We start from the raw sequence: 25,186 nt of genomic DNA, 5'->3' as shown, positions 1-25,186 counted from the left end.
TCAAGACCTCCTGGGTCAGCGGGACATCACTGACGCAGGCGCCCAGGCGGTCGACGCGTACGCGGGAAGAGCGGGGCCAACTGCCGCTCCCCGGTGGTGATCCACCTTCGCCAGTCGCGGCGGGCACGATGCTACCCGCCCGACGGAAACGCGGCGCGCCGCACCCCCCACGCGGGGAGTGCGGCGCGCCGTCGTGCTGTCGGTGCCGGGGGATCAGACCGCCGGAACCGGGAAGGTCGGGTACTCCACGCCGGAGACGTGCTGGACGACCCGGATGACCTGGCACGAGTAGCCGAACTCGTTGTCGTACCAGAGGTAGAGGATCGCGTTGTCGCCGTCGACCTTGGTCGCACCGGCGTCGACGATGGACGCGTGGCGCGAGCCGACGAAGTCCATGGAGACGGCGTCGGGGGCCGTGGTGAAGTCGATCTGGCGCTTCAGCGGAGAGTGCAGCGAGACGTCGCGGAGGTACTCGAGGACCTCGTCGCGGGTGGTCTCGCGGCCCAGGCGCAGGCTCAGGATGGCGATCGAGACGTCCGGGACGGGGACGCGGATCGAGCTGCCGGTGATGGGGGCCTTGAGGTCCGGCAGAGCCTTGGCGACGGCCGAGGCGGCACCGGTCTCGGTGATCACCATGTTGAGCGGCGCGGAGCGGCCGCGACGGTCGGCCTTGTGGTAGTTGTCGAGCAGGTTCTGGTCGTTCGTGAACGAGTGGACCGTCTCGACGTGGCCGCGGAGCACGCCGTACTCGTCGTCCATCGCCTTCAGCGGCGGGACGATCGCGTTGGTCGTGCAGGAGGCGCAGGACAGGATCTTCTCGTCCGGCTTGACCGTGTCGTGGTTCACACCGTGCACGATGTTGGGCACGTCGCCCTTGCCGGGCGCGGTGAGGACGACCTTGTCGATGCCGGGGCGCAGGTGCTTGGAGAGGCCCTCGCGGTCGCGCCACTTGCCGGTGTTGTCGATGAGGATGGCGTTGTCGATGCCGTACGCCGTGTAGTCGACCTCGGAGGGGTCGTTGGCGTAGATCACCTTGATCGTGTTGCCGTTGGCGACGATCGTGCTGTTCGCCTCGTCGACCGTGATCGTGCCCTGGAACTGGCCGTGGATCGAGTCGCGGCGCAGCAGCGAGGCGCGCTTCACGAGATCCTGCTCGCCACCGCCGCGGACGACGATCGCGCGCAGGCGCAGACCGTTGCCGGAGCCGGCCTTCTCGATGAGGAGGCGGGCGACGAGGCGGCCGATGCGGCCGAAGCCGTAGAGGACGACGTCGCGTCCGTCGCGGCGCTCGATCTTGTTCTCACCGATGGCGCCGGCGACGGCCTCGGCCGTGAACTCGGCGACGGAGAGACCGCGGTCGTCGGTCTTGTAGTCCGCGGCCAGCACGCCGATGTCGATCTGGCACGGGCCCAGGTCGAGGGTCGTGAGCGTCTGGAGGAAGGGGAGCGTCTCGGTGACCGAGAGCTCCTCGCCGTCGATCTGCCGGGCGAAGCGGTGGGTCTTGAGGATGCTGACCACCGACTTGTTCACCAGGGAGCGGCTGTGGACCAGGACGGTGACGTCCTGCTCCCGGTGCAGCTTCCCGATGATCGGGATCATCGACTCCGCGATCTCCTCGCGGTTCTTCCAGCTGGTGAACGAGTCGTCATTGACAGTCACAAGTTTATCTTTCGAGCTAGGCGGCGCTCATATGGTAACCCCAGGTCCGCGCGAGGCTTCAGAGGGGTGGCGCATCACACGCCCGGCCCGCGAGGAGCAGGCTCGCAGAGTCCCGGCGTACGAGCACGGCCGTTCCACGGGCTGGTCACCGCCCGGCCGGGCCGGGCCCGGCCGTCACGGGAAGGCGAGGGTCCGGAAGACGTCACGGACGCGGGCCAGCGGACCGGGGTCCCGGGTGAAGTACAGGCGGTTCGTGAGGAGTACCGCCCAGCGCCCGCGCGCGGGCGAGACCCACAGGCCCGTGCCCGTGAAGCCGAAGTGCGCCCAGACGTCGTCCACGGGGTCCGTGCCCGGCGCAGGGTGCCAGAAGAGCCCGCGCGGCGGGGTGAGCGGGCCCGTGCGGACCCGGAGCGAGGCCGCGGTCCAGTCGGCGGAGAAGGTGCCGGGCACCGGTGCGAGGACGTGGCGCAGGAACAGGCCGATGTCGCCGGCGGTGGTGAAGACCCCCGCGATCCCGCAGGCGCCGCCGAGCAGCCGGGCCGAGAAGTCGTGCACGGTCCCCCGGAGCGGGGCGGCGCTCTCCTCGTCGTACTCGGTGGGCGCGCACCGCTCCACGTCCCCGGCGGACAGGGGACCGTACCGCGTCTCCGTCATGCCGAGCGGCGTCCAGACCCGGTCCCCGGCGAGCCGGGTCAGCGAGCGGCGCGTGAGGTGCTCGGCGAGGTAGCCGAGGATCAGCGCCGCCCGGTCGGTGTACGCGACGGCCTCCCCGGGGCGGTGCCGCAGCGGTTCGGCGAGGACCCCGTCCCGGACGTCCTGCGGGTCGGAGCCGTACAGCGGCCGCAGATTGGCGCGCAGCGGCAGCCCGGCGGTGTGGGTGAGGAGGTTGAGGGCCGTGACGCCGGCGAGGGGCCGCCCCGCGGCCTCCGGCCAGTACGCGCCGAGCGGCGCCTCCGGCTCCAGCTTCCCCGCGTCGACGAGGGTGCCCACCACGGACCAGACCGCGAGGATCTTGGTCAGGCTCGCGACGTCGAAGAGCGTGTCCCGGCGCATCGGCCCGTCCGGCCGCGCGGGATCGAGCGCCCCGACCGCCCCCTCGAAGAGGGTGGTACGGGCATCGCCCACGGCCCACACGGCGCCGGGGTACACACCCGCGCGCACGCCGTCGTCGAGAAGCCGCGTGAAGAGGTCGCTGGGGTCGCTGCGCTGGGCCAAGGCGTGCCTCCGGCGGGTCGGGGCGGGCCCGACCGGGGGCCGGCGGGCAGGACCCGTCCGCTCCCTGACGGGCCGCGCTCCGGAGTCATGCCCGGACCGTGGGGGAAGACACCCTTCCGTCAGCTCCTGTCCCAGGACCTCACTTGCACGTGACCTCGTCACGCGGGGTGTAGTGCGTCTTGAAGGTCTCGCGCTTCACCTCGGCGCCGCCGTCCTTGAAGACCCGGTCCACCGAGATGTCGAAGCCCTCCAGGGGCGGCTGCGGCACACAGGCCTCGCCGGTGCCCTCGCGCTTCGTGGGCTCCGTCTCGTTGGTGCGCTGACCCTCCACCGCCTCGACGGAGTCGTACTTCTTCGTCCCGAGGAAGCTCACGGTGACCGAGGAGTCCGTCGCGCCGGCCTTGATGTAGATCGGCTTGCCGGAGTCGTTGCGGAACTTCAGGTCCAGGCTGCCCCAGGCGACGGTGGCCTCGCGGCCGGCCGGGTAGCGCTCGATGTAGAAGGAGTGGGCGCCGTACTCGACGGGCTTCACGCCGGCGAAGAACATCGCGTTGTAGACGGTGGTGGCCATGGCGGACACGCCGCCGCCCGGCGCGGAGCGGTACTGGCCGTCGAGGATCATCGTGCCGTCCACGAAGCCGTTGTCCGGGGTGCGCTCGCCGACCGTCTTGTTGAAGCTCCACACCTCGCCGGGCTGCACGACCGAGCCGTTGATGAGCTCGGCGGCCCGGCCGATGTTCGTCGTCCGGTAGGGCGCGGTGGGGAAGTTCACGGTGAAGGTCGACATCTGCTCGGTGATGCCGAGGCGGGCCAGTGAGTCGGCGGTCAGGTGGGGCTGCGTGACCTTGGTGGCCACCGTGGCCGTACGGGCCGCGGCGCCGTCCTTGGAGAGCAGCGGGCGCACGGCGTCGCCCAGCGCCTTCGCGGTGACCTCCTGCCCCGGCCTGCCCTCCGACTCGACGACGACCTTGCCGTCCCGCACCCCGAGGGTCGCCTCGACCGGGGCGCCCGTCATGGAGGCGAGGGGCTCGGCGACGTCGGGGTCGCGGAGCAGGGCCTCGGCGTCGAGGACGGCGCTGAGCCTGCCGTTCTCGGACTTCACGGAGAGGTGGTCGCCGAGAGTGGCGGCGGAGATCCGCAGCTGCTCGGTGCCGGCGGTGAGCGTCACCGGCCCGGAGACGGCGGGCTTCGCGTACGTGTCGAGGAATCGGGTGACCTCGGAGTCGCCCAGCTTCGGCTCGGTGAGCGTGACGGGGAGGGTCACGGGCGTGGCGCCGGAGGCGGCGGGGTAGGCCGCGCGCAGGGTCTCGGCGGCACGTCCGGTCTCCAGCTTCTGACCGGTCACCGCACGGGTGGCGACGGCCTCGCCCGAGCGGAAGGAGACGGAGCCCTCACGGACCTTCCGGTCGTTCTTCTCGGCCAGCTCGGCGACGGCGGCCTTCGCCTTGGCCTCGTCGTAGGCGAACACCGGCCGGATCTCCCGCTCGCCCGACGAGAAGAGGCGCCCGATGACGGTCACGGGATCGCGGGACGGGTCGGCCGCCAGGTCGGCGGTCTTCTCCACGTCCACGGTCAGGCCGGCGGCGGCGGGGGAGACCGTGGTCTCGCGGTCGCCGACCTGGACGGGTATCGGCGCGCTCCAGGCGGCCGGGGCGTCGGCCGCGAGCTTCGCCCGCGCCTCGGCGCGGCTCATCCCGCCCACATCCACGCCGGCGACGCTCGTCCCGGCGGATATGTCGTCCCCGCCGGTGAGGAGCCCCGCCACGTACAGGCCGCCCACGGCGACGGCGACCACACCCGTCGCGATCGCCGCCGTCCGGAGGAGCGGACTGCGCCCCTCACGGGGCGTCGGGGCATGGTCGGTCCTGGAGCGGGGCACACGCTCTCCCGGGGCATCGAGGATGGGGGGATCTCCACGACGGTACGCCGAAAGAGTGTCAAATGCACATAAAGCAGTGATGACCTGCGGGGATACGGAGCGACCCCGAGCCTGTACGGAGTGTTCCGACGGCCCCGCGGGGGGCCCTCCCGGGGTGGGTCGCGGTTCGCCCGCGGCCCCCGGAGGGACGGCACGGGACAGGCCCTGAGGGACGGCACGGGACAGGCCGCACCGGACAGGCCCTTGGGACGGCACCGGACAGGCCCTGAGGGACGGCACCGGACAGGCCCTGAGGGACGGCACGGGACAGGCCCTAACCTGGAACGATGCCCGCCACCCCCAGCCCGAGCCCCGGCCCCCGGACCGTCGACCGGGCCCTCGCCGTGCTCGATGCCGTCGCCGACGCCGACCGGCCCGTCGCGGCCAAGACCCTGGCCCGGAAGCTCGGCTGCGCACTCTCGACCGTGTACCACGTCACAGGGCCCCTGCTCGCGCGCGGCTACCTCGTCCGCACCGCCGAGGGCTACGCCCCCGGCCCGCGCGTCCCCGTCCTGCACCGATCCCACCAGCGCCACCACGGACTCGGCGCCGGGACCGGCGAGCTCCTCGGCCGGCTCCGCCGGGCCACGGGAGCGGAGGCGTACCACACCGCCTACCGCGACGGACTGATCACCGTCGTCGACACCACCGCCCCCGTGACCGACGCCACCCACCCCTTCACCCCGGGCCCCGAGGACCGCGCACACGCGACCGCCCACGGCAAGGCCCTGCTCGCCGCGCTCCCGCGCCCACTGCGCCGCCGCTACCTCGCGGAGCACGGCATGGCCCGCTTCACCGAGCGGACGATCACCAGCGCCGAACGCTTCGAAGCCGAGGCCGCCCGGGTGCGCGGCCAGGGCTTCGCCGTCTCGGTGGGCGAGGCGGACCTCGCGTACACCTGCCTCGCCGTCGCGCTCCCCGAGCGCGGCGACGGCATCGTCCACGCCCTCTCCGTCTCCCTCCCCACCGCCGACTTCGTGCGGCGCCAGGGCGAGCTCCGGGCGGCCCTCGCCCGAGCCGTACCCGAGTTTCCGGCCCTGCCGGAATCCTGACCGCCCCGGCTGGCCCGGTCCGACGGACCACCGCAGAGTGGACGCATGATCTTCATCGCCGTCCGCTTCACCGCCCGCCCCGACCACGCCGACCGCTGGCTCGACCTGGTCGCCGACTTCACCCGCGCCACCCGCGAGGAGCCCGGCAACCTCTTCTTCGACTGGTCCCGCAGCGTCGACGACCCGAACGTCTTCGTCCTCCTGGAGGCCTTCGCCGACGCCGAGGCCGGCGCCGCCCACGTAGCCTCGGCCCACTTCACCGCCGGCCTCGCCGCCATGGCGGGAGCCATCGCCACGACCCCCGAGATCATCAACGTCGAGGTCCCGCAGCAGGGCTGGGGCGCCATGGCCGAACTCGCCCCGACCGAGGCCTGAGCGCCCCGGGCCGCCGCCCTCCCGCCTGATAGGTTCGCGGGAAACGCAGGCGGTGCGGCGGCCCGAGGGGAGAACCGGCACATGGCGGTGAGCGGACGGCAGACCGGCAGGCCCACCCTGGAAGAGGTCGCGGCCCGGGCCGGCGTCGGCCGCGGCACGGTCTCCCGGGTCATCAACGGCTCCCCGAAGGTGAGCGAACAGGCCAAGGCCGCCGTCGAACAGGCCGTCGCCGAACTCGGCTACGTCCCCAACCGCGCCGCCCGCGCCCTCGCCGGCAGCCGCACCGACGCCGTCGCCCTCGTCATCCCCGAGACCGAGGCCCGGCTCTTCGCCGAGCCCTACTTCCTTGACATCATCCGCGGGGTCAGCGCCGAACTAGCCGACGCCGACAAGCAGTTGCTCCTCACGCTGATCCGCAGCGACCAGGAGCGCCAGCGCTTCGAGCAGTACCTCGCCGCCCAGCGCGTCGACGGCGTCCTGCTCGTCTCCGTGCACGGCGACGACCCGCTGCCCGACCAGGTCCGTGCCCTCGGCCTGCCCGCCGTCCTCAACGGCCGCCGCAGCGAGGACGAGCGGGTCTCCTTCGTCGACTCCGACAACACCGGAGCCGGGCGGACCGCCGTCGCGCACCTCGCCGCCCGCGGCCGGCGCTCCGTCGCCACCATCACCGGACCCCTCGACATGTACGTGGCCCGCTGCCGCCTCGACGGCTACCGCGAGGGCCTGGCGGAAGCCGGACTCCCGCCCGACGAGGGCCTCGTCGCCCACGGCGACTTCACCGAGGAGGGCGGCCGGCGCGCCATGCGCGAACTCCTCGACCGCAGGCCCGGCCTCGACGCCGTCTTCGCCGCCTCCGACGTGATGGCCGCCGGGGCACGCGGCGTGCTGCGCGAGGCGGGCCGCCGGGTCCCCGAGGACGTCGCGCTCGTCGGCGTCGACGACTCCGCCGTCGCCCGGCACATGGACCCGCCGCTCACGAGCGTCCGGCAGCCCATCGAGGAGATGGGCCGCACCATGGCGCGCCTGCTCCTCCAGGAGATCGCCGCTCCCGGCGACCCGGACGAGCAGCCCCGCCGGATGCTCCCCACCGAGCTGGTCGTCCGCGCCTCCTCCTGACGCGAAACCGCCCCCCGGGGCCTCCCGCTCCGCGGGGCTCCGAGGTGCAGCCCGCTCCGGCCCCCCGGACAATGGACACCGTACGGGTCCGTATCCGCGACCAGGGCGCCGCACGGCGTCCGACCCGCTAGGGGGCGGTCGACGATGGCGTTGCGTCAGCCGATCCGGTCACGCAAGGCGTCCGGGTCACTCCGCACGTGGACGCTGGTCTATCTCCTGGTCGTGACGCTGCTGACCATCGCATACCTGCAGTTCCCCGACCGCCACACCACCCTCTGGGCGCTCATCGGACTCGGCGGCGTCGTCGCCATCCTCGTCGGCGTCCGTCTCCACAAGCCCGCCCGCCGCTGGCCCTGGCTCGTGCTCGCCGCCGCCAACTTCGCCTTCGTCGCCGGCGACACCGCCTACAACGCCCTGGAGTCCTTCTTCGGGCAGACCAGGCCCTTCCCCTCCGTCGCCGACGCCCTGTACCTGGCCACGTACCCGCTGTTCGCCATCGGCCTCTTCGGCTTCATCCGCTACCGGGCCGCCGGCCGCGACCTCGCGGTCGTCCTCGACGCGCTGATCCTCACCTCGGGCCTCGCGCTGCTCTCCTGGGTCAACCTCATCACCCCGCTCGCCCGCAGCGAGGACATGAACTGGACCGAGAAGGCCATCTCCATCGCCTATCCCCTCGGCGACGTCCTGATGCTCGCGATGCTCGCCCGCTTGCTCGTCCCCGGCGGCCTGCGCTCCCGGTCGGTGCAGCTCCTCACCCTCGGCACCTGCGGCATCCTGGCCTCCGACGTCATCTACGGCACCCTCCAGCTCAAGGGCACCTGGCAGGTCGGGACCCCCCTCGACCTCGGCTGGGTCGTGTTCTTCACCGCCTGGGGCCTCGCAGCCCTGCACCCCTCGATGACAGGGCTGACCGAACGCGCCCCCGAACCGGCACCGCGCGTCGCCGAGCGCCGCCTCGCCCTCCTCGCCGGCGCCTCCCTCGTCGCCCCCGCCCTGCTCCTCCTCCAGTCGCTCCGCCACGACAGGGACCAGGACATCGGTGTCATCGCGATCTTCTCGGCCCTCATGTTCCTGCTGGTCCTCGCCCGGCTGTGGAGCATGATGAGCGCCCACGGCAAGGCCGAGGCGCGCGAACGCAGCCTCAGGGTCGCCGCCGCCTCCCTCGTCGCCGCCCTCAGCCCCCGTGAGGTCGCCGGAGCGGTGGAGACGGCCTCCGCCACGCTCTTCGGCCCCGGCACCGACCACCGGGTCCTCCTCCTCACCCGGGACAGCAGGGGCGGCCTCACCGCGGTCGCCACCGCTGCCCACCCGTGGAGCTGCCACACGGACACGCTGACGTGTCCGCCCGCGACGGCCTGGCCCGAGCTCGTCGCCCACGGCGCCCGGCTCGTCGCCGTGGACCGCCTCGACCCCGCCGTCGCCGCCGAGGCGGCGCCCGAGTCCCACGTACTCCTCTGCCCCCTGGAGCTCCAGACGGCGGCCGGACGCGAACCGCTGCTCGGCGTGCTGCTCCTCGCGGGACCCGAGAAGAAGCTCTCCGAGATCGGCGGCCCCGCCCAGTCCCTCGCCTCCCAGGCGGCCCTCGCCCTGGAGCGCTTCAGGCTCAGCGAGGAGGTCAACCGCAGGACGAGCGAGGCCTATTTCCGAACCCTCGTGCACAACACCTCGGACGTCATCCTCATCGTCGACGACGACGACACCGTCCGGTACGCGAGCCCGTCCGCAGAGTCCATGCTCGGGCACTCCCTGCTCCCCGGCACCCCGCTCACCGAACTGCTCGCGCCCACCGACAAGGCCGGCGCCCTGCGCGTTCTCGCCGACGCCAGGTCACGCGAGACGGTCGACGCCCGGGACGACTGGAAGCTGCTCCACGGCGGCCCGGGCGGCCCCGGCGCCGCCGCCGACCTCCAGGTCGAGGTCCGGTGCAGCAACCTCCGCAACGAGCGCACCGTGCACGGTCTCGTCCTCACCCTCAGGGACGTCACCGAGCAGCGGAAACTGGAACGCGAGCTCACCCACCGGGCCTTCCACGACTCCCTCACCGGCCTCCCCAACCGCGTCCTGCTGCTCGAACGGATCGAGCGCGCCCTGCTCCGCGGCCGCCGCGAGTCCACCCTGACCTGCATGCTCTTCGTCGACCTCGACGACTTCAAGGTCGTCAACGACACCATGGGGCACTCCGTCGGCGACGAGCTCCTCGTCGCCGTGGCCCGCCGCCTCACCTCCGTCCTGCGGCTCACCGACACGGCGGCCCGGCTCGGCGGCGACGAGTTCGCCGTCCTCATCGAAGGGGCCAGGGAGCCCAGCGACGCCGAGACCCTCGCCGCCGAGATCGTGCACACCCTCAGCCAGCCCTTCCACCTCACCGACGGAGCCGTCTCCGTCTCCACGAGCGTGGGCATCGCGACCGTCCTCGACAGTGCCCACGCCGAGGAGCTCCTCGGCCACGCGGACCTCGCCCTGTACGCGGCGAAGGCGGCCGGCAAGAAGCGCTGGCGGCTCTTCCACCCCGAGCTCCACTCCCGGCTCGTCGCCCGGCACGAACTCCAGGCGGGCATGGACACGGCCATCGCCGACCACGCCTTCGCCCTGCGCTACCAGCCCATCGTGGAGGTCGACGGCGGGGCTCCCGCCGGCCTGGAGGCCCTCATCCGCTGGCCGCACGCCCGGCGCGGGATGGTGCCGCCCGACCAGTTCATCACCCTGGCCGAGGAGAGCGGCCACATCATGCCGCTGGGCGCCTGGGTCCTGGAACACGCGGCGCTCGACATCGCCCGCTGGCAGCGCAACCGCCCGCAGCAGCCGCCTCTCTACGCCAACGTCAACGTCTCCGCCCGCCAGTTCCGCGACCCGGGCTTCCTCGAAGGCGTACGGCGCACCCTGCGCTCCTCGGGGCTGGAGCCGGGCTCGCTCGTCCTGGAACTCACCGAGACCGTCCTCATGCGCCAGGACGCCCAGATCCGTACGACCATGGCCGCCCTGAAGGACCTCGGGGTCTCCATCGCCATCGACGACTTCGGCACCGGCTTCTCCTCGCTCAGCTACCTCCGCGAGTTCCCCATCGACATCCTCAAGGTCGACAAGTCGTTCATCGACGACATCACGACCGACCCCCAGCAGGTCGCCCTCGTGGAGGGCATCGTGCGCATCGCCGACGTCCTCGGCCTCCTGGTCGTCGCCGAGGGCATCGAACACGAGGAACAGCGGCAGCTCCTCGCCGAGATGGGCTGCCGCTACGGGCAGGGTTACCTCTTCGCCCGGCCGATGACCGCCCACCAGGCCCAGTCGTACCTGCACCGCGCCCCGGCCCCCGGCGCCGGCCCCGCCGTCCGTCCGGCGCAGTCCGTCGCCGCGGCCTCCACAGCAGTCCCGGCCTCCACGGCAGTCCCGGCCTCCACGGCAGTCCCGGCCTCCACGGCCGTCCCGGGCTCCTCCCCGGGCACCGTGCCCGCCACCGTCGCCGCGACCGCCGTCGCCGGAACCGTGCCGGCCACCACGGCCCCCCGGACCGGGCGGCCGCCGCGCCCGTCCCGCTGGCGTGACCTGGAGCACCTCCAGCGGACCAGCCTCATGTGCGACGCCGTCATCGACGAGGTGGACGGCCGCCGCATCCGGGTCGGCGGGGACTGGCTCGTCGACTTCGCCTCCTGCAACTACCTGGGCTTCGACCTCGACCCCGAGATCATGGCCTCGATCGAACCGGAGGTCAGACGGTGGGGCACCCACCCCAGCTGGTCCCGGCTCATCGGCAGCCCCCGGCTCTACCCGCGCATCGAGGAACGGCTCACCGAGCTCCTGGGCGCCCCCGACACCCTCCTGCTGCCCACCATCACCCTCATCCACCAGTCCGTCATCCCGCTCCTCGCCGGCACGGGCCAGGTCTTCGTCGAGGCGCAGGCCCACCGCACGGTGTACGACGGCTGCGTCGTCGCCCGCGGCCAGGGCGCCGAGATCCACCGCTTCCGCTCCGAACGGCCCGAGGAGCTGGCGACCCTGCTCCGCGGCGCACCCGGCGACGCGGGCCGGCTCGTCTGCATGGACGGCGTCAACAGCATGACCGGCAACTTCCCCGACCTGCCGGCCCTCGCGAGGATCTGCCGGGAGAACGGCGCCCTGCTGTACGTCGACGACGCCCACGGCTTCGGCGTCATCGGCGAGCGCTCCCGGAACGAGAGCAGCCCCTACGGCTCGCGCGGCAACGGCATCGTCCGCCACCTCGGCGAGACCTACGACGACCTGGTGCTGGTCGGCGGCTTCTCCAAGGCCTACTCCTCGCTGCTCGCCTTCCTCGCCGTACCGAAGTGGCTCAAGGACCACCTGAAGGTGGCGGCGGCCCCGTACCTCTACTCCGGGCCCTCGCCCACGGCCTCGCTGGCCACCGCGCTCGCCGGGCTCGACGTCAACGACGAACGCGGCGAGGAGATCAGGGCCGACCTCTACCGGATGACGGCCCGGGTCCTCGACCACGTGCGCGGCCTCGGCCTCGCGACGCCGAACACCGACGGGCTGCCGATCGTCGAGATCCCGCTCTCCGACGCCGAGGACCTCGACGCCGTCGCCACGTTCCTCTGGGAGCACGGGATCTACGTGACCCTCGCGTCCTACCCGCTCGTCCCGCGCGACCGGGTCGGCTTCCGTATCCAGATCACCGCGGCCAACACCGACGAGGAGATCGACCAGCTGTGCGAGGCCCTCACGGCGCTCGCCGAGCGGTTCACCCTCCAGCACACCGAGGCCCCGGTCCCCGGTCCCGTCGCGGCCGGCCGCCGGCCGCCGGAGCGGTGATGGACACGGCCGGGTCGCCCGGCCCGGCTCGTCCGCAGGACCGGGTGCTGGGACCGCGCCGCAACCGTGACGCCGACTGGAACGCCTGGCCCGTGGCCGACTACCTCGCCGAGAACTACCGCAGGCTCCACCCCTGCGACGTCGGCGTCATCCGCCACCACGCCGGCGTCTACCGGACCATCGCCCCCGGCTCCCTCTCCCGCACCCTCGAACTGGGCGCGGGCCCCAACCTGTACCCCCTGATGCAGGCGGGCGCCGCCAGCCTCAGGGTCGACGCCCTGGAACCGAGCGCAGCCAGCGTCCGCTACCTGCGGCAGCAGCTCGACGACGGCCCCGACGACAGCTGGCGGCCCTTCTACACCCTGTGCCGCAGCCTCGACCCCGCACTCCCCGACAGCTGCGCGGAGGCGCTCCGCGGGGTCCGGGTCGTGCCCGGCGTCGCGGAGGACCTGACGGACGGCACGTACGCCCTGGCGTCGATGAACTTCGTCGCCGAGAGCGTCACCGAGGACTTCGCCGAGTTCACCGCCCTCTGCGACGCCTTCGTCCGGGCGGTCCGCCCCGGCGGCCGGCTCGTCGCCTCCTTCATGGAGCGCATGCCGAGCTACCGCATCGGCACCGGACCGGTCTGGCCGGCCTGCCCGGTCGACGGGGACGCCCTCCGGACCGTCTTCGCGCCCCGCACCACGGGCCTGCGGATCGAGCGGCTCACGAAGGACCGCACCCTGCCCGAGTACGGCGACACCGGCGTCCTGCTCCTGACCGCGCTGCGGCGCGACGGCCCCGCGCCGTAGGAGGGGGCGCCCCGTGTCCGGTCAGGCCAGGAGCTCCCGGTAGAGCGCCGCGTACCGCGCGGCGAACCGCTCGGGACCGAAGTGGTCCTCGGCCAGCGACCTGCCCCGCTCCGCGAGCACGTCCCAGGAGCGCGGCTGGTCGAGCAGCCACGCCAGCTGCTGCCCGGTGCGACGCGCGTCGCCCGCGGGCGCCCGCAGCACCGCGTGGCCGAAGTCCGCGAACTGCGGCAGGTCGCTCAGGATCGCCGGCCGCCCCGAGGCCAGCGACTGGAGCACGGTCAGCGGGATGTCCGCCTTCCCGCCGAGCGAGTCCGGCGGGTAGAGCAGCACGTGCACCGAGGTGATCAGTTCCCGCATGTCCTCGACGTGGCCGAGGACCTCGACGTCGGGCAGCCCCGCCGCACCGGCCCGCTCCCGCAGCGCCTCTTCCAGGAGCCCGGTCCGCTGCCCCGGCCGCGCGCGGACGGCGAGCACCAGACGGAACCGCGCCCCCTCCCGCCAGGCCTCGGCCGCCGCGTCGATCACGGTCTCCGCACCGCCGCGCGGATCGTGGTGCCCGGCGAAGAGGACCACCGGGTAGCCCTGCGGGCGCGGCAGGTAAGGCCACGCGTCCAGGTCGATCATGGGCGGGACGACCCGTACGTCCCCGAAATCCGCGGCTCGCAGCCGCCGCGCCATCGACTCCGACAGGGCGACCGTCGCCCCCAGGGGCCTGGCGCGGTCCAGGAAGCGGGCGTCCATCACGCCGGTCACGGTGTGGACGACCGGCCGCCCCCCGAGGAGCAGCGGCCGGAGCCGGGAGAAGAGGGGAAAGGCGCGGCCCACGGTGAGGAAGACATGGACCAGGTCGACCCGGCGCGCGAACACGGCCCCGGTGAGCGCGGCCTGGACCCGGTGCGGGGTGTGGGCGGAACCACTCCGTGTGAGCATGCGGACGGGGCGCCCGCGGCGCGGCGGGTGCCGGCGGTGGTCCGGCCACTGGGCGAACCAGACGAAGTCGACGTCGGGCAGCGCTTCGAGGACGTCGGAGGCGAGCCGGACGTCCGAGCCCTCCGCCCCGTCCAGCGGGCAGCTCGTCAGGAGCAGGACGCGTGGCCGCTCATGGGGGACCATCACGCACCCCCGCCCCCGTCGGGACCGCCACGACCGTCGCGGCCGTCAGCGGAGCCCGCCGCACCACGCAGTCTGCGCGGCAGGGCGGCACGGCGTCGTCCGGGCGCGGGGAGAGCACGAGCCCGGTGGCGCCGGACCCGACGACGGCCCGGACGAAGCCGGTCAGCGGGTCGTCCGACATGACGTCCCTCTCCTCGGCCTCCGTACGGCGGCGGGCGCGTCCAGGAGCCGGTGGGCCAGGGCCAGGTAGCGGCCCGTCATCTCGTCCCACGTGTAGCGCCGGGAGGCGAGCGCCGAGCGCCGGCCCAGGTCGCGGCGGAGCGCCGGTCCGCGGGCGAGCTCGCCCATCCGCTCACCGAAGGCCACCACGTCGAACGGCGCGACGGCCACGGAGCCGCCGTCACGTGTCCAGCGCAGGGCGGGCAGATCGAAGTGGAGGACGGGCTTGCCGTACGACATGGCTTCGAGGGCCACGCGGCCGAACGTCTCGTGGCGGGAGGGCAGCACGAGGAAGGCGCTGTCGCGCAGGAGTTGCCGCTTGCGCTCCTCGTCGGCGTACCCCACCCAGTGGATCCGGGGGTCGGGCCCCCGGCCGCGGGCGGCGACGAGCGCCGCGAGACGGCGCTCCTCGGCGGGCGTGCCGCTGCCGGCGAGCAGCAGGTCGAGGGGCGGGCGGGCCCGGTCATAGGCGTCGAGGAGCAGGTCGAGGCCCTTGGCCCAGGTGTCGATCCGCCCCAGGAAGAGGATGAACTGGCCGCTGCCGAGCCGGGACTCGTCGAGGAGGCGCGGGTCCATGCCCTCGGCGAAGACCTGGACGTCGGCCCGGGGGCTGAGCCGCCGGATCGCCGAGCCGTCCGCCGCGTTCGTCGCCACGATGTGCCCGTAGCGGCGCAGTCCGAGCCGCCGGAGGAACGACACGGGGGAGCGGCGCCGTGGCACGGCGGCGCCGCGCCCCCGGTCGATGCCGACGACCGGCGCGCTGGTCGCCAGCGGCAGGAAGCCCGTCGGGAACGGCGGGGTGAAGCTCTCCAGCCACAGGTCGTGCCGGATGCGGCGGGCCACGAACGGCAGCAGCGCCAGGAAGGCCAGCCGCCCGGCTCGCGGTCCCGCCCGGCACACCGGCAGGCGTACGTACCGGACACCGTCCCGGTACTCGGTCCCGGCGCGACGGCCGGCCGTCACGACCGTCACCCGGAAGTCCTCCGCGAGCCTGCGGGCCACCTTGCCGACGATCGGGGCGGCGCCGCCCCGGCCGCGGTCCCCGGTGTCGTCGTAGACGGACACGACCACATGCGGAGGCACCTCACCTCCGCGCTCGGTGCCTCCGCACGTCGGGCCCCCGGACTCGGTGCCCGCGCTCCTCGGGCCCCCGGATTCGGCGGCGCCCTTCGGGCCCCCGCTCCATCCGCCCCCGCTCGTGCCCCCGCCGTTCTCCTCCTCCGCCTCGCTCGCGGCCCGCTCCCGCACCGTGTCGAGGACCTGCTCCAAGGCGGTGGCGGCGAGGAGCGAAGGGGCCCGCGCGCCATCGAGGCGCGCCACCCGCGGCAGCCGTACGGACCAGGCCCGGTAGCGGTACCACCGGGCGGCCGAAACGGCGGGGGCCTCCCGCCGGCCGCGCCCGGGCGGCGCCTCGAGCGCGGTCTCCACGAGGAGCGTCAGGCCGTACCGCTGCGCGATCCGGCGGAAGGCACGCGCGGCCACCGAGGAGCCGGGTGGGTCGAAACCCGCCAGACCGTCGAGCGGCCCGCGGTCGGTCAGGACCACGGCCTGCCCGCCGCGCGCCCGCGAGGCGGCCGTCACCAGGGCGACCGCGATCCGGCCCGCCGACTCGGCGGCGTCCAGGGACGCGTGGGCACGGCGGAGCAGGGATCCCCGGCGCTCGGGATCCGAAGCCCGCCGTGCCCGCCGCTCACCCGGTTCCCCCGCATCCCTCACCCGTGGTGGAACCGGGAACCTGCGGCACAGGAAGCAGCCGTGGCACTGCGTGGTGACGACCGTGACGCTCCGCTCGCGCAGCAGCGCGGCGAGCCTGCGGACCAGCGAGGACGTGCCCGCGCGGTCCGGACCGGACACGGCGACGAGGACGGCGTCCCGGGCGCCTGTCACGACACCCGCCGCCTCACCACGACGAGGGCGGCCTGTCGGCCACGACGGGGGCCGCCGTGGGCCGGGACGGACGGACCGGGGGACTCTGCTGGACCGTCGGATCCGGCTGGCTTACCGGAACCGGCGCGGCGCGGCGCGTGCGTCCTGACCGTACGGGCGCGGCGGCGCCGGGCGGCGCCACGGGGCCTGCACGCCCGGCAGAGGGGCGCGGTGACGGCGGCGCGGAGCCGGTCGGACGTCCGGCGGGCCGGGTGGGGGGTCGGGCGGCGCGGGCTGCGGCAGACTTGACGGCGCCGGGCCTCGGAGAGGGGCCAGTCGGTCACCCGCCGCAGGGGATGCGGAGCGGGTGCCGCCGGCACGCGGTTGATGTGGAGTGAGGTCACGACGAGCCTCTTCCGGCAACCGACCCAACCGAGGGTCTGCTCAGGTCGAAAATGATGCTGTTTCCAGCCTTAGCCCCCGGGATGTGATTCGTCAACCGGAGAGGTGCCGGGGCCGGCGCGGGCGCGTCGGAGGCTGCCGTGGGCGAACCGCGAGAGGGCGTTGTGGGGCCGCTCGTCGAGGAGCGTGCCGAGGATGCGCGCACCGTCGCGGACGGTGCGCGGGTGCGACGGGCCGTGCCGGCTCGGCAGTTCGCGACTGGGCACCTCGGCGACGCGCAGCCCGTAGTGCAGGGCGTGCGTCACGAGTTCGGCGCCGAGTTCCACACCGTCCTCGCGCAGGTCGAGGAGGTCGACGAAGCCCCGCCGGAACGCGCAGAAGCCGTACCAGAGATCGGTCAGCTGCTGGCCGTACAGCCGGCGTGCCACACGCAGGAGGGCGCGGTGGCCGATCCGTCGTCCGAGCGGATAGTCGGCGGCGGCCCCGCCCGCGATGAAACGGGATCCCTTGACGAAGTCGAATCCGCTTTCCAGGTAGTGCAAGAAGTGCGGAATCTCGTGCGGCGACATGCTGCCGTCGGCGTCCATCAGCACGATCAGATCCCCGGTGGCCGCGCGCAGCCCCGCGTGCGGAATGTCGCCCCGGGTGAAGTCCCAGACCCCGAGCGCCCGGACGGTCGTCCCGTCCCGCGCGGGTCCCGCGCCCGTCGGCCCGCCGATCAGGACCACGTCCCGCACGTACTCCGGCACCTGGCCGAGCAGCAGGTCGAGCGCGTTCCCCGGGTCCTGGCCGTCGGGGCGGACCGTCAGGACGAGGCTCACGGTGCTCGTACCGGGGCCGGGCACCCGGTCGGTCGACCGGCGCAGGGGGTGCGCGTCGCTACTCATGGGTACGGCCTTCCGCGCGGCGGACCGCGCATTGCTGCACACCGCGCATTTCAGAATCCTGCGCCGAGGGCGACGGCGTCAAGAAATGCGCAAGAGTATGCGAAACACCGAGAAGAAATACCTCCGAACCGTCTGTTGAATCAACTCCGAACCATCTCCGGAACTCCGCCGAAAGACCTCCGAAACACCTGGGGATTACCCTTCCCCGCCTTCCTTGTTTCTGCGCGGGAATCCTGAAAGACATACAATCCGGTCATGGCAGGGCGAATTGAGGACTACGCCCTCGTCGGCGACCTGGAGACGGCTGCGCTCATCGGGACCGACGGGTCCGTCGACTGGTGGTGTGCGCCCCGCTTCGACTCGCCCGCCTGCCTCGCGGCCCTCCTCGGCGACCCCGCCCACGGCCGGTGGCTCCTCGCCCCGGTCGGGAGGGCCCGCTGCTCGCGCAGGAGTTACCGGGGCGACACGCTCGTCCTCGACACCTACTGGGAGTCCGTCACCGGCACCGTCCGCGTCACGGACTTCATGCCCCCGCGCTCCCAGGACTCCCCGGAGTACCCGGGCTCAGCCGGCGAGGGCGGGCCGAGGATCGTCCGCGTCGTCGAGGGGATCGCCGGACGGGTCGCCATGCGGGGCGAGTTGAGACTCCGCTTCCATCACGGCAGCATCGTGCCCTGGACCCGCGCGGTGGACCGGCGCACCGTCGCCTCCATCGCGGGACCCGACGCCGCCTACCTCTCCTGCGGCCCCGGCATCGACCCCGTCGTGACCCCGGACCGTACGACCGTCGAGTTCACCGTCTCCGCCGGGAGCAGCGTCGCCTTCGTCCTCGGCTGGCGCCCCTCGCACACCGCCGTGCCCCCCACCGCCTCGCCGGCCGAGATCGACGCGACCCTGCTGCGCACCCTCGCCTTCTGGAACGACTGGGCGGGCGCGCTCCGTTACGAAGGGCCGGCCAGGGAGGCCGTCCTCCGCTCCCTCCTCACCCTCAAGGCCCTCACCTACGCCCCCACCGGTGGCATCGTCGCGGCCGCCACCGCCTCCCTCCCCGAGAGCATCGGCGCCCAGCGCAACTGGGACTACCGCTTCTGCTGGCTGCGCGACTCCACCTTCACCCTCTCCTGTCTGCTGCGCGGCGGATACCGGCGGGAGGCCATGGCCTGGAAGGACTGGCTGCTCCGGGCCGTCGCGGGCGACCCCGCCGACCTCCAGCCGCTGTACGGGGTCGAGGGGCAGCGCCGGCTCCCCGAGACCTACGCCGACTGGCTTCCCGGATACGAGAGTTCACGCCCCGTCAGATTCGGCAACGCGGCCGTCGACCAGTTCCAGCTCGACATCTACGGCGAGGTGCTCAACACCGTCTACTCGGCCGTACGGGCGGGGGTCGCCCTGGACCCGCCGGCCTGGGCCCTGGTCGCCGAGCTCCTGGAGTACCTCGGCACGCGCTGGCGGGAACCCGACGAGGGCATCTGGGAAGTCCGCGGCCCCCGCCGCCACTTCGTGCACTCCAAGGTCATGGCCTGGGTCGCCGCCGACCGCGCCGTCCGCCTCGCCCGCGTCGCCGGCCTGCGCGGCTCCGTACGCCGCTGGCAGGCCCTGCGTCACGAGATCCACGCCGAGATCTGCGCCCGCGGCTGGAGTGAGGACCAGCAGTCGTTCACGCAGTACTACGGCGGTCACGAGGTCGACGCCACCGCCCTGTTGATCCCCCGGCTCGGCTTCCTGCCGGCCGACGACCCCCGGGTCCTCGGCACCGTCAAGGCGATGGAACGGCTCGACGAGCACGGCTTCCTCCGCCGGTACGGCGACGTCAGGGACGGCGGGACGCACCACCTCGACGACCTCGGCGGCACCGAGGGGGCCTTCGTCGCCTGCACGTTCTGGTACGCCGACGCCCTCGCCGCGACCGGCCGCCCCGACAGGGCCCGGACCGCCTTCGAACGGGTCCTCGCCATCCGCAACGACGTCGGGCTCCTCGCCGAGGAATGGGACCCGGTGGCCGGCCGCCAACTCGGCAACACCCCGCAGGCGCTCAGTCACGTGGCCCTGGTGAACACGGCCTTCACGCTCTACGGCACGCGCCGCCACGGCCGCACGACCACCCCCCGTGTCGCCGTCGCGTGAGCGCCCCCCCGCCCCGGGCCGCTCCCGGCTGCCCTCCACGCACCCCGGCCGCTTCCCGCCGCCCTCCACCCGCCTTCGGCCGCGACCCGGCGATGCGACCCCGGCCGCGCGCCCCCCGGCCGTGTGGCCCGGGGCGGCCGTACCCGCCCCCCGCTGACGCCTTCGGCGTGTCGTTCGGGTGCATCCAGCGGGCGGGTCCGCCGCGCGTGGGTTCGAATCGGGGCATGGCTTCCTACGACAGGCTCCGCGCCGGCGGCACCCCGAGGCCGCTGGAGACCGGTGACACCTGGTGGTACGCCGCCGTGGCCGGCGAGGCCGCCGGTTCCTTCAGCGCCAGGGTCCGCACCCGGACCCGGCGCGGCTGCCTCGGGGCCGTCCTCCTCCTCACGGTCGTCTACGCGGGCCTCGTGCTCACCGCGACCGGCCGCCGCTGGGGCGACGCGGCCCTCACCGGACGGCGCGCCGACACCGCCGCCGCCACCCTGCTCCGCGAGCACCCCTCGCTCGCCGGGCTCACCACGCTCTCGCTCGTCCTCGGCTGCGTCCTGCTGCTCGCCACCGGCGTCCTGCGCAAGCGGTACGCGCTCACCGGAGCCGTCGCCGGCGCCCTCGTCACGTCCCTCGCGCTGACCGGGCTCCTCCAGCGGTACGCGCCGCGCCCCCGGCTGCTGGACTCCGGCGGGGCGCTCCTGCAAAGCGGCTTCCCCAGCGCCCAGAGCACCCTCGCCCTCGGCACGGCCTTCGGCCTCGCCCTCCTCGTCCCGTACCGGCTGCGCGGACCCACCGTCCTCGCCGGCACCCTCTGGGCCGGAGCCGTCGGCGCCTACACCGTCGCGGCGGGGGACCACCGCCCGGGCGACCTCATCGCCGCCACCCTCGTCGTCCTCGCCGTCTTCTGCGGTCTCGCCACCTTCCTCGCCCGCCGGGGCAAGGTCCGCCCCGCCCGCCGAAGCCCCCGCTCGCGCGCCCTGCTCGCCGCCGCCCCGCTCGCCGCCCTCGCGACCCTGGGGCTCGGCGCCGGCTTCTGGCTCCTCGGCGACACCCTCGCCCTGCCCGCCACCGCCCCCTACGACCCGGCCGAGCTCCGGCTCGCCCACCGCTGCGGACAGGCCCTCGCCGCGGGCGTCACCGCCGCCGCCGGACTGCTCCTGCTCGCCCTGCTCCGCCGCGTCGACATGGACCGGGCCCCCTCCCCGTACCGGCTCGGCGGCCCCTTCGTGGAGGCCGCGGGGGCCCCGCGCGACGGCGAGGTCGTGGGGCCCTTTACGGAGGACCTCGATCACGAGATATCTTGATGTCGAGCAATCTCGCATACGCAGACGTGGAGCTGGAGAACCCTGGTGACTGACTCGACCATCATCTACACCCACACTGACGAGGCGCCCGCCCTGGCGACGTACTCGTTCCTGCCCGTGATCCAGGCGTATGCCTCGCAGGCCGGCGTCACGGTCGAGACGCGGGACATCTCCCTCGCGGGCCGCATCATCGCCGTCTTCCCGGAGTACCTGGAGGAGGGCCAGCGCATCCCCGACGCCCTCGCGGAGCTCGGCGCGCTCGCCAAGACCCCCGGCGCCAACATCATCAAGCTGCCGAACGTCTCGGCGTCCATCCCGCAGCTGAAGGCCGCGATCGCCGAGCTCCAGGCGCAGGGCTACGCCCTCCCGGACTACCCGGACGACGCGCAGTCGGACCAGGACAAGGACGTCCGCGCCCGCTACGACAAGATCAAGGGCTCGGCCGTCAACCCGGTCCTGCGCGAGGGCAACTCCGACCGCCGCGCTCCGGCCTCGGTCAAGAACTACGCCAAGAACCACCCCCACCGCATGGGCGCCTGGACCCCCGAGTCGAAGACGAACGTCGCCACCATGAGCGACAACGACTTCGCCTCGACGGAGAAGTCCACCGTCATCGCGCAGGACGACACCCTCCGCTTCGAGTTCACCGCCGCCGACGGCACCGTCTCCGAGCTCCGCGAGCCGCTGAAGGTCATCGCCGGCGAGGTCGTCGACGCCGCCGTCATGCGCGCCGCCGCCCTGCGCACCTTCCTCGGCGAGCAGGTCGCCCGCGCCAAGGCCGAGGGCGTGCTCTTCTCCGTGCACCTCAAGGCCACGATGATGAAGGTCTCCGACCCGATCGTCTTCGGCCACGTCGTCCGCGCGTTCTTCCCGGCGACCTTCGCCAAGTACGGCGAGGTCCTCGCGGCCGCCGGTCTCACCCCGAACGACGGCCTCGGCGGCGTCCTCAAGGGCCTGGAGTCCCTCCCGCACGGTCTCGGCGAGGAGATCAAGGCCTCCTTCGACGCCGAGCTCGCCGCGGGCCCCGCCCTGGCGATGGTCGACTCCGACAAGGGCATCACCAACCTGCACGTGCCGTCCGACGTCATCGTCGACGCCTCGATGCCGGCCATGATCCGCACCTCCGGCCACATGTGGGGCCCGGACGGCCAGGAGGCCGACACCCTCGCGGTCCTCCCGGACCACAGCTACTCGGGCGTCTACCAGGCCGTCATCGAGGACTGCCGCGCCCACGGCGCCTTCGACCCGTCGACCATGGGCTCCGTCCCGAACGTCGGCCTCATGGCGCAGAAGGCCGAGGAGTACGGCTCCCACGACAAGACCTTCGAGATCGCCGAGGCCGGCACCGTCCGCCTCGTCGACTCCGCGGGCAACGTCGTCCTGGAGCAGGAAGTCGCCGAGGGCGACCTCTTCCGCGCCTGCCAGACCAAGGACCTGCCCATCCAGGACTGGGTCAAGCTCGCCGTCACCCGCGCCCGCGCCACCGGCGCCCCGGCCGTCTTCTGGCTGGACGCCGCGCGCGCCCACGACGCCCAGCTGATCGCCAAGGTCGAGCAGTACCTGCCGCAGCACGACACCGAGGGCCTGGACATCAAGATCCTGTCCCCGGTCGAGGCGACGAAGTTCTCCCTGGAGCGCATCCGCCGCGGCGAGGACACCATCTCGGTCACTGGCAACGTCCTCCGCGACTACCTGACCGACCTCTTCCCGATCCTGGAGCTGGGCACCAGCGCCAAGATGCTGTCGGTCGTCCCGCTGATGGCGGGCGGCGGCCTCTTCGAGACCGGCGCCGGCGGCTCCGCCCCGAAGCACGTCCAGCAGCTCGTCAAGGAGAACTACCTCCGCTGGGACAGCCTCGGCGAGTTCTTCGCCCTGGCCGCCAGCTTCGAGCACCTCGCGACGACCACGGGCAACGCCCGCGCCCAGGTCCTCGCCGACACGCTGGACCGCGCCACCGGCACCTTCCTCAACGAGGACAAGTCGCCGACCCGTCGCCTCGGCGGCATCGACAACCGCGGCAGCCACTTCTACCTCGGCCTCTACTGGGCCCAGGAGCTCGCCGCCCAGACCGAGGACGCGGAGCTGGCCAAGGCCTTCGCCCCGTTCGCCGAGACGCTCGCCGCCAACGAGCAGAAGATCGTCGACGAGCTCGTCGCCGTCCAGGGCTCCCCGGCCGAGATCGGCGGCTACTACCAGCCCGACCCGGCCAAGGCCGCGGCCGTGATGCGCCCGTCCGCCACGCTGAACGAGGCCCTCGCGACCCTCGCCTGATCAGGCGCGCGACGCCGTCGCCCGCCCCGGCGGACGACACGTACCGCCCCGGCCGGAAGGATTCCGGCCGGGGCGGTCCCGTCGGTGGCGCATCCGGCGTCCTGGTGTGAACCTGGATGGATGAGCTGGGCATCTTGGACGACCGCCGGTGTCTACACCGGGCGAGGTGGGGTGCTGACCGACGAGGCCGGCGTCGTCACGGGCGATGTGACCGTGCACACGACCTGGACCGAGGGCGAGGCACGCGTAGCCGTGCAGTACAGCGGCGCATCCGACTGGTTCACCATGTCGGGCAGTCCCGTTCCGTGCAGCACCGAGACGGAGAGCCGCGACCTCCACGACGCGGTCGTGGAGGCCGTCCGTCAAGGCGCCGGGGCCACCGTCCCGAACCTGCCGCGACCACAGAGGTAGTCTGCCCCGACCGCAGACGCACGACCGAACGTGTCACCGAGAAGTGTCACCCGGTACTGTCACCGAGCAGTGTGACCGAGAAGCGTCACCGAGCAGTGTGACCGAGAAATCTCACCGAGAAGTGTTATCCCTCCCGCTCTCACGGGTCTCCGAACGACGGGGGACTCGGGCCACGGATGAGGGAGCAGACCCATGCACAGCGACGAGCGCCGCACCACCGCACTGGTGGAGGCGGCCCGGGCCGGTGACACGCACGCCAGGGACGAGCTGGTACGCGCCTACCTGCCCCTCGTCCACAACGTCGTCGGCCGCGCCCTCGACGGCCACGCCGACACCGACGACATCGTCCAGGAGACGATGGTCCGCGCCCTCGACGGGCTCGCCGGCCTGCGCGACCCGGAACGCTTCCGCTCCTGGCTCGTCGCCATCGCCATGAACGGCATACGCCGGCGCTGGCGCGAGAACCGGCAGGCCCCCGTGCCCGGCCTCGACCGGGCCGCCGACCTCGCCGACCCCGCCGGCGACTTCACCGAGCTCACCATCCTGCGCCTCCGCCTCTCCGGGGAGCGCCGCGACGTGGCCCGCGCCACCCGCTGGCTCGACGACGAGGACGGCGAACTCCTCGCCCTGTGGTGGCTGGAGGCGGCCGGAGAGCTGACCCGAGCCGAACTCGCCGACGGCCTCGGCGTCTCCCCGCAGCACGCCGCCGTCCGCGTCCAGCGGATGAAGGAACGCCTGGAGACCGGCCGGGCCGTGGTCCGCGCTCTCGACGCCGACCCCTCGTGCCCCGAGCTCACGGACTCCCTCACCACCTGGGACGGCCGCCCCTCGCCCCTCTGGCGCAAGCGGATCGCGCGCCACCTGCGCACCTGCGCCGCCTGTACGGGGCGGACGGCCGGCGGCCGGGGCCTCGCCCCCGTCGAGGGCCTGCTCGTCGGCATCGGGCTCGTCCCGCCGGTCGCCGCGGGGGCGCTGGCCAGCCCCGGCGACGAAGCCCTCGCCGCCGATCCCGTGGGCTGGTGGACGCCGATCCGGCGTGCCTGCCTCGCCGGAGCCGCGACCGTCGCCGTCCTCGGAGCGCTCGCCCTGCTCGTCCCGGAGCAGGAAGAGGTACGGGTGGCACCCGACCGGCCCCGCGCCGCGACCCCGGCACCCGCGCCCCCGGTCACCCAGGCGCCGCCCACGACCAGGGCCGCGACCGTCGCCGCCCCGGCCCCCACGACCCGTACCCCGGCACCCCGCCGCACCACGCCCCCGCCACCCCCGCCGACCGCCGAGGAGCGGGTGACCGAGAAGGTCAACAGCCTCCGGGCGGCGGCGGGCTGCGCCCCGCTGCGGACCGACCCGCGGCTGGTCGCGGCGGCCCGGGGGTACGCGCGCGACATGGTCGCGCGGGGCTACTACGCCCACAACAGCCCGGAGGGCGACTTCGCGGACGCGCGGATCACCGCCTCCGGGTACGACTGGAGCGCCTGGGCCGAGAACCTGGCCCAGGGGGCGAAGGATCCGGCGACCGTCGTCGACGGATGGATGGACGGGTCGATGCACGAGGAGAACATGCTGGACTGCCGGTACCGGGACACCGGTGTGGCGTCGGCGCCCGGTCCCGGCGGCACGATCTGGGTGCAGAAGCTGGCGGCCCCGGCCTCCTGAACCCGGGCCGCGCCCCGAAGGGCGCGGATCG

17 protein-coding genes and 1 riboswitch are annotated in these 25,186 nt (G+C 73.6%); of the genes, 10 read left to right on the top strand and 7 right to left on the bottom strand.

Annotated elements, in window-relative coordinates; genetic code table 11:
- Positions 1-33: 33 nt before the first annotated feature.
- Positions 34-128: riboswitch (ZMP/ZTP riboswitch) on the bottom strand.
- An 85-nt stretch (positions 129-213) separates the two neighbouring features.
- From IE124_RS18545 to IE124_RS18535, 3 genes are all read right to left on the bottom strand, one after another.
- Positions 214-1,659, bottom strand: a complete 1,446-nt coding sequence (locus IE124_RS18545) for a glyceraldehyde-3-phosphate dehydrogenase (protein ID WP_189508881.1) — start codon at positions 1,657-1,659, stop codon at positions 214-216.
- Between the two features lie 174 nt (positions 1,660-1,833).
- Positions 1,834-2,874 carry a serine hydrolase domain-containing protein gene (locus IE124_RS18540; protein WP_189508880.1) on the bottom strand — a complete coding sequence of 347 codons (1,041 nt, stop codon included), beginning with the start codon at positions 2,872-2,874 and terminating at the stop codon, positions 1,834-1,836.
- Positions 2,875-3,013: 139 nt separating this feature from the next.
- Entirely contained in the window at positions 3,014-4,753 is a 1,740-nt protein-coding gene (locus IE124_RS18535) for a VanW family protein (protein WP_189508879.1), read from the bottom strand.
- 326 nt (positions 4,754-5,079) lie between these two features.
- On the opposite strand from IE124_RS18535, the gene IE124_RS18530 reads away from it, so the two are divergent.
- The 5 genes from IE124_RS18530 (at position 5,080) to IE124_RS18510 (ending at position 12,914) form a co-directional block, all read left to right on the top strand.
- Entirely contained in the window at positions 5,080-5,844 is a 765-nt protein-coding gene (locus IE124_RS18530) for an IclR family transcriptional regulator (RefSeq protein WP_189508878.1), read from the top strand.
- Positions 5,845-5,889: 45 nt separating this feature from the next.
- Positions 5,890-6,219, top strand: coding sequence for a putative quinol monooxygenase (locus tag IE124_RS18525; RefSeq protein WP_189508877.1), 330 nt, complete (start codon positions 5,890-5,892; stop codon positions 6,217-6,219).
- 81 nt (positions 6,220-6,300) lie between these two features.
- Entirely contained in the window at positions 6,301-7,335 is a 1,035-nt protein-coding gene (locus IE124_RS18520) for a LacI family DNA-binding transcriptional regulator (protein WP_189508876.1), read from the top strand.
- 144 nt (positions 7,336-7,479) lie between these two features.
- Positions 7,480-12,120 carry an aminotransferase class I/II-fold pyridoxal phosphate-dependent enzyme gene (locus tag IE124_RS18515; protein ID WP_229832561.1) on the top strand — a complete coding sequence of 1,547 codons (4,641 nt, stop codon included), beginning with the start codon at positions 7,480-7,482 and terminating at the stop codon, positions 12,118-12,120.
- Complete coding sequence (locus tag IE124_RS18510; RefSeq protein ID WP_229832560.1) at positions 12,120-12,914, top strand: class I SAM-dependent methyltransferase; 795 nt, start codon at positions 12,120-12,122, stop codon at positions 12,912-12,914. The genes IE124_RS18515 and IE124_RS18510 overlap by 1 nt, the downstream gene beginning before the upstream one ends.
- Positions 12,915-12,935: 21 nt before the next feature.
- On the opposite strand, the gene IE124_RS18505 is transcribed toward IE124_RS18510, so the two are convergent.
- From IE124_RS18505 to IE124_RS18490, 4 genes are all read right to left on the bottom strand, one after another.
- The gene (locus IE124_RS18505; RefSeq protein WP_229832613.1) at positions 12,936-14,027 is read right to left on the bottom strand and encodes a glycosyltransferase family 4 protein; all 1,092 of its coding nucleotides are present in this window, start codon (positions 14,025-14,027) and stop codon (positions 12,936-12,938) included.
- A complete protein-coding gene (locus tag IE124_RS18500) occupies positions 14,014-14,208 on the bottom strand; it encodes a hypothetical protein (RefSeq protein WP_189508874.1) in 195 nt (64 codons plus the stop codon). Before IE124_RS18500 ends, IE124_RS18505 begins: the two co-directional genes overlap by 14 nt.
- A complete protein-coding gene (locus tag IE124_RS18495; RefSeq protein WP_189508873.1) occupies positions 14,190-16,133 on the bottom strand; it encodes a glycosyltransferase in 1,944 nt (647 codons plus the stop codon). Before IE124_RS18495 ends, IE124_RS18500 begins: the two co-directional genes overlap by 19 nt.
- A 452-nt stretch (positions 16,134-16,585) precedes the next feature.
- Positions 16,586-17,401: a glycosyltransferase family 2 protein gene (locus IE124_RS18490; RefSeq protein ID WP_189508872.1), complete on the bottom strand. Its 816-nt coding sequence runs from the start codon at positions 17,399-17,401 to the stop codon at positions 16,586-16,588.
- Between the two features lie 255 nt (positions 17,402-17,656).
- Between IE124_RS18490 and IE124_RS18485 the strand changes: the two genes are divergently transcribed.
- The 5 genes from IE124_RS18485 (at position 17,657) to IE124_RS18465 (ending at position 25,155) form a co-directional block, all read left to right on the top strand.
- Positions 17,657-19,525: a glycoside hydrolase family 15 protein gene (locus tag IE124_RS18485; protein WP_189508871.1), complete on the top strand. Its 1,869-nt coding sequence runs from the start codon at positions 17,657-17,659 to the stop codon at positions 19,523-19,525.
- 224 nt (positions 19,526-19,749) lie between these two features.
- Positions 19,750-20,820, top strand: a complete 1,071-nt coding sequence (locus tag IE124_RS18480) for a phosphatase PAP2 family protein (RefSeq protein WP_189508870.1) — start codon at positions 19,750-19,752, stop codon at positions 20,818-20,820.
- A gap of 45 nt (positions 20,821-20,865) precedes the next feature.
- Complete coding sequence (locus tag IE124_RS18475; protein ID WP_189508869.1) at positions 20,866-23,091, top strand: NADP-dependent isocitrate dehydrogenase; 2,226 nt, start codon at positions 20,866-20,868, stop codon at positions 23,089-23,091.
- A 120-nt stretch (positions 23,092-23,211) separates the two neighbouring features.
- Positions 23,212-23,502 carry a hypothetical protein gene (locus IE124_RS18470; RefSeq protein WP_189508868.1) on the top strand — a complete coding sequence of 97 codons (291 nt, stop codon included), beginning with the start codon at positions 23,212-23,214 and terminating at the stop codon, positions 23,500-23,502.
- A 192-nt stretch (positions 23,503-23,694) separates the two neighbouring features.
- Entirely contained in the window at positions 23,695-25,155 is a 1,461-nt protein-coding gene (locus IE124_RS18465) for a sigma-70 family RNA polymerase sigma factor (RefSeq protein ID WP_189508867.1), read from the top strand.
- Positions 25,156-25,186 lie beyond the last annotated feature (31 nt).

It is taken from the genome of Streptomyces narbonensis (assembly GCF_014649015.1).
GTDB classification, from domain to species: Bacteria; Actinomycetota; Actinomycetes; order Streptomycetales; family Streptomycetaceae; genus Streptomyces; species Streptomyces narbonensis.
This window is presented reverse-complemented; position numbering and strand designations above follow the sequence as displayed.

Excerpts from the sequence above, each read along its gene's own strand:
- IE124_RS18485 (WP_189508871.1), top strand. The coding sequence starts at position 17,657 with ATGGCAGGGCGAATTGAGGACTACGCCCTCGTCGGCGACCTGGAGACG.
- IE124_RS18515 (WP_229832561.1), top strand. The coding sequence starts at position 7,480 with ATGGCGTTGCGTCAGCCGATCCGGTCACGCAAGGCGTCCGGGTCACTC.
- IE124_RS18510 (WP_229832560.1), top strand. The coding sequence starts at position 12,120 with ATGGACACGGCCGGGTCGCCCGGCCCGGCTCGTCCGCAGGACCGGGTG.
- IE124_RS18480 (WP_189508870.1), top strand. The coding sequence starts at position 19,750 with ATGGCTTCCTACGACAGGCTCCGCGCCGGCGGCACCCCGAGGCCGCTG.
- IE124_RS18465 (WP_189508867.1), top strand. The coding sequence starts at position 23,695 with ATGCACAGCGACGAGCGCCGCACCACCGCACTGGTGGAGGCGGCCCGG.
- IE124_RS18530 (WP_189508878.1), top strand. The coding sequence starts at position 5,080 with ATGCCCGCCACCCCCAGCCCGAGCCCCGGCCCCCGGACCGTCGACCGG.
- IE124_RS18470 (WP_189508868.1), top strand. The coding sequence starts at position 23,212 with ATGAGCTGGGCATCTTGGACGACCGCCGGTGTCTACACCGGGCGAGGT.
- IE124_RS18525 (WP_189508877.1), top strand. The coding sequence starts at position 5,890 with ATGATCTTCATCGCCGTCCGCTTCACCGCCCGCCCCGACCACGCCGAC.
- IE124_RS18520 (WP_189508876.1), top strand. The coding sequence starts at position 6,301 with ATGGCGGTGAGCGGACGGCAGACCGGCAGGCCCACCCTGGAAGAGGTC.
- IE124_RS18500 (WP_189508874.1), bottom strand. The coding sequence starts at position 14,208 with ATGTCGGACGACCCGCTGACCGGCTTCGTCCGGGCCGTCGTCGGGTCC.
- IE124_RS18490 (WP_189508872.1), bottom strand. The coding sequence starts at position 17,401 with ATGAGTAGCGACGCGCACCCCCTGCGCCGGTCGACCGACCGGGTGCCC.
- IE124_RS18505 (WP_229832613.1), bottom strand. The coding sequence starts at position 14,027 with ATGGTCCCCCATGAGCGGCCACGCGTCCTGCTCCTGACGAGCTGCCCG.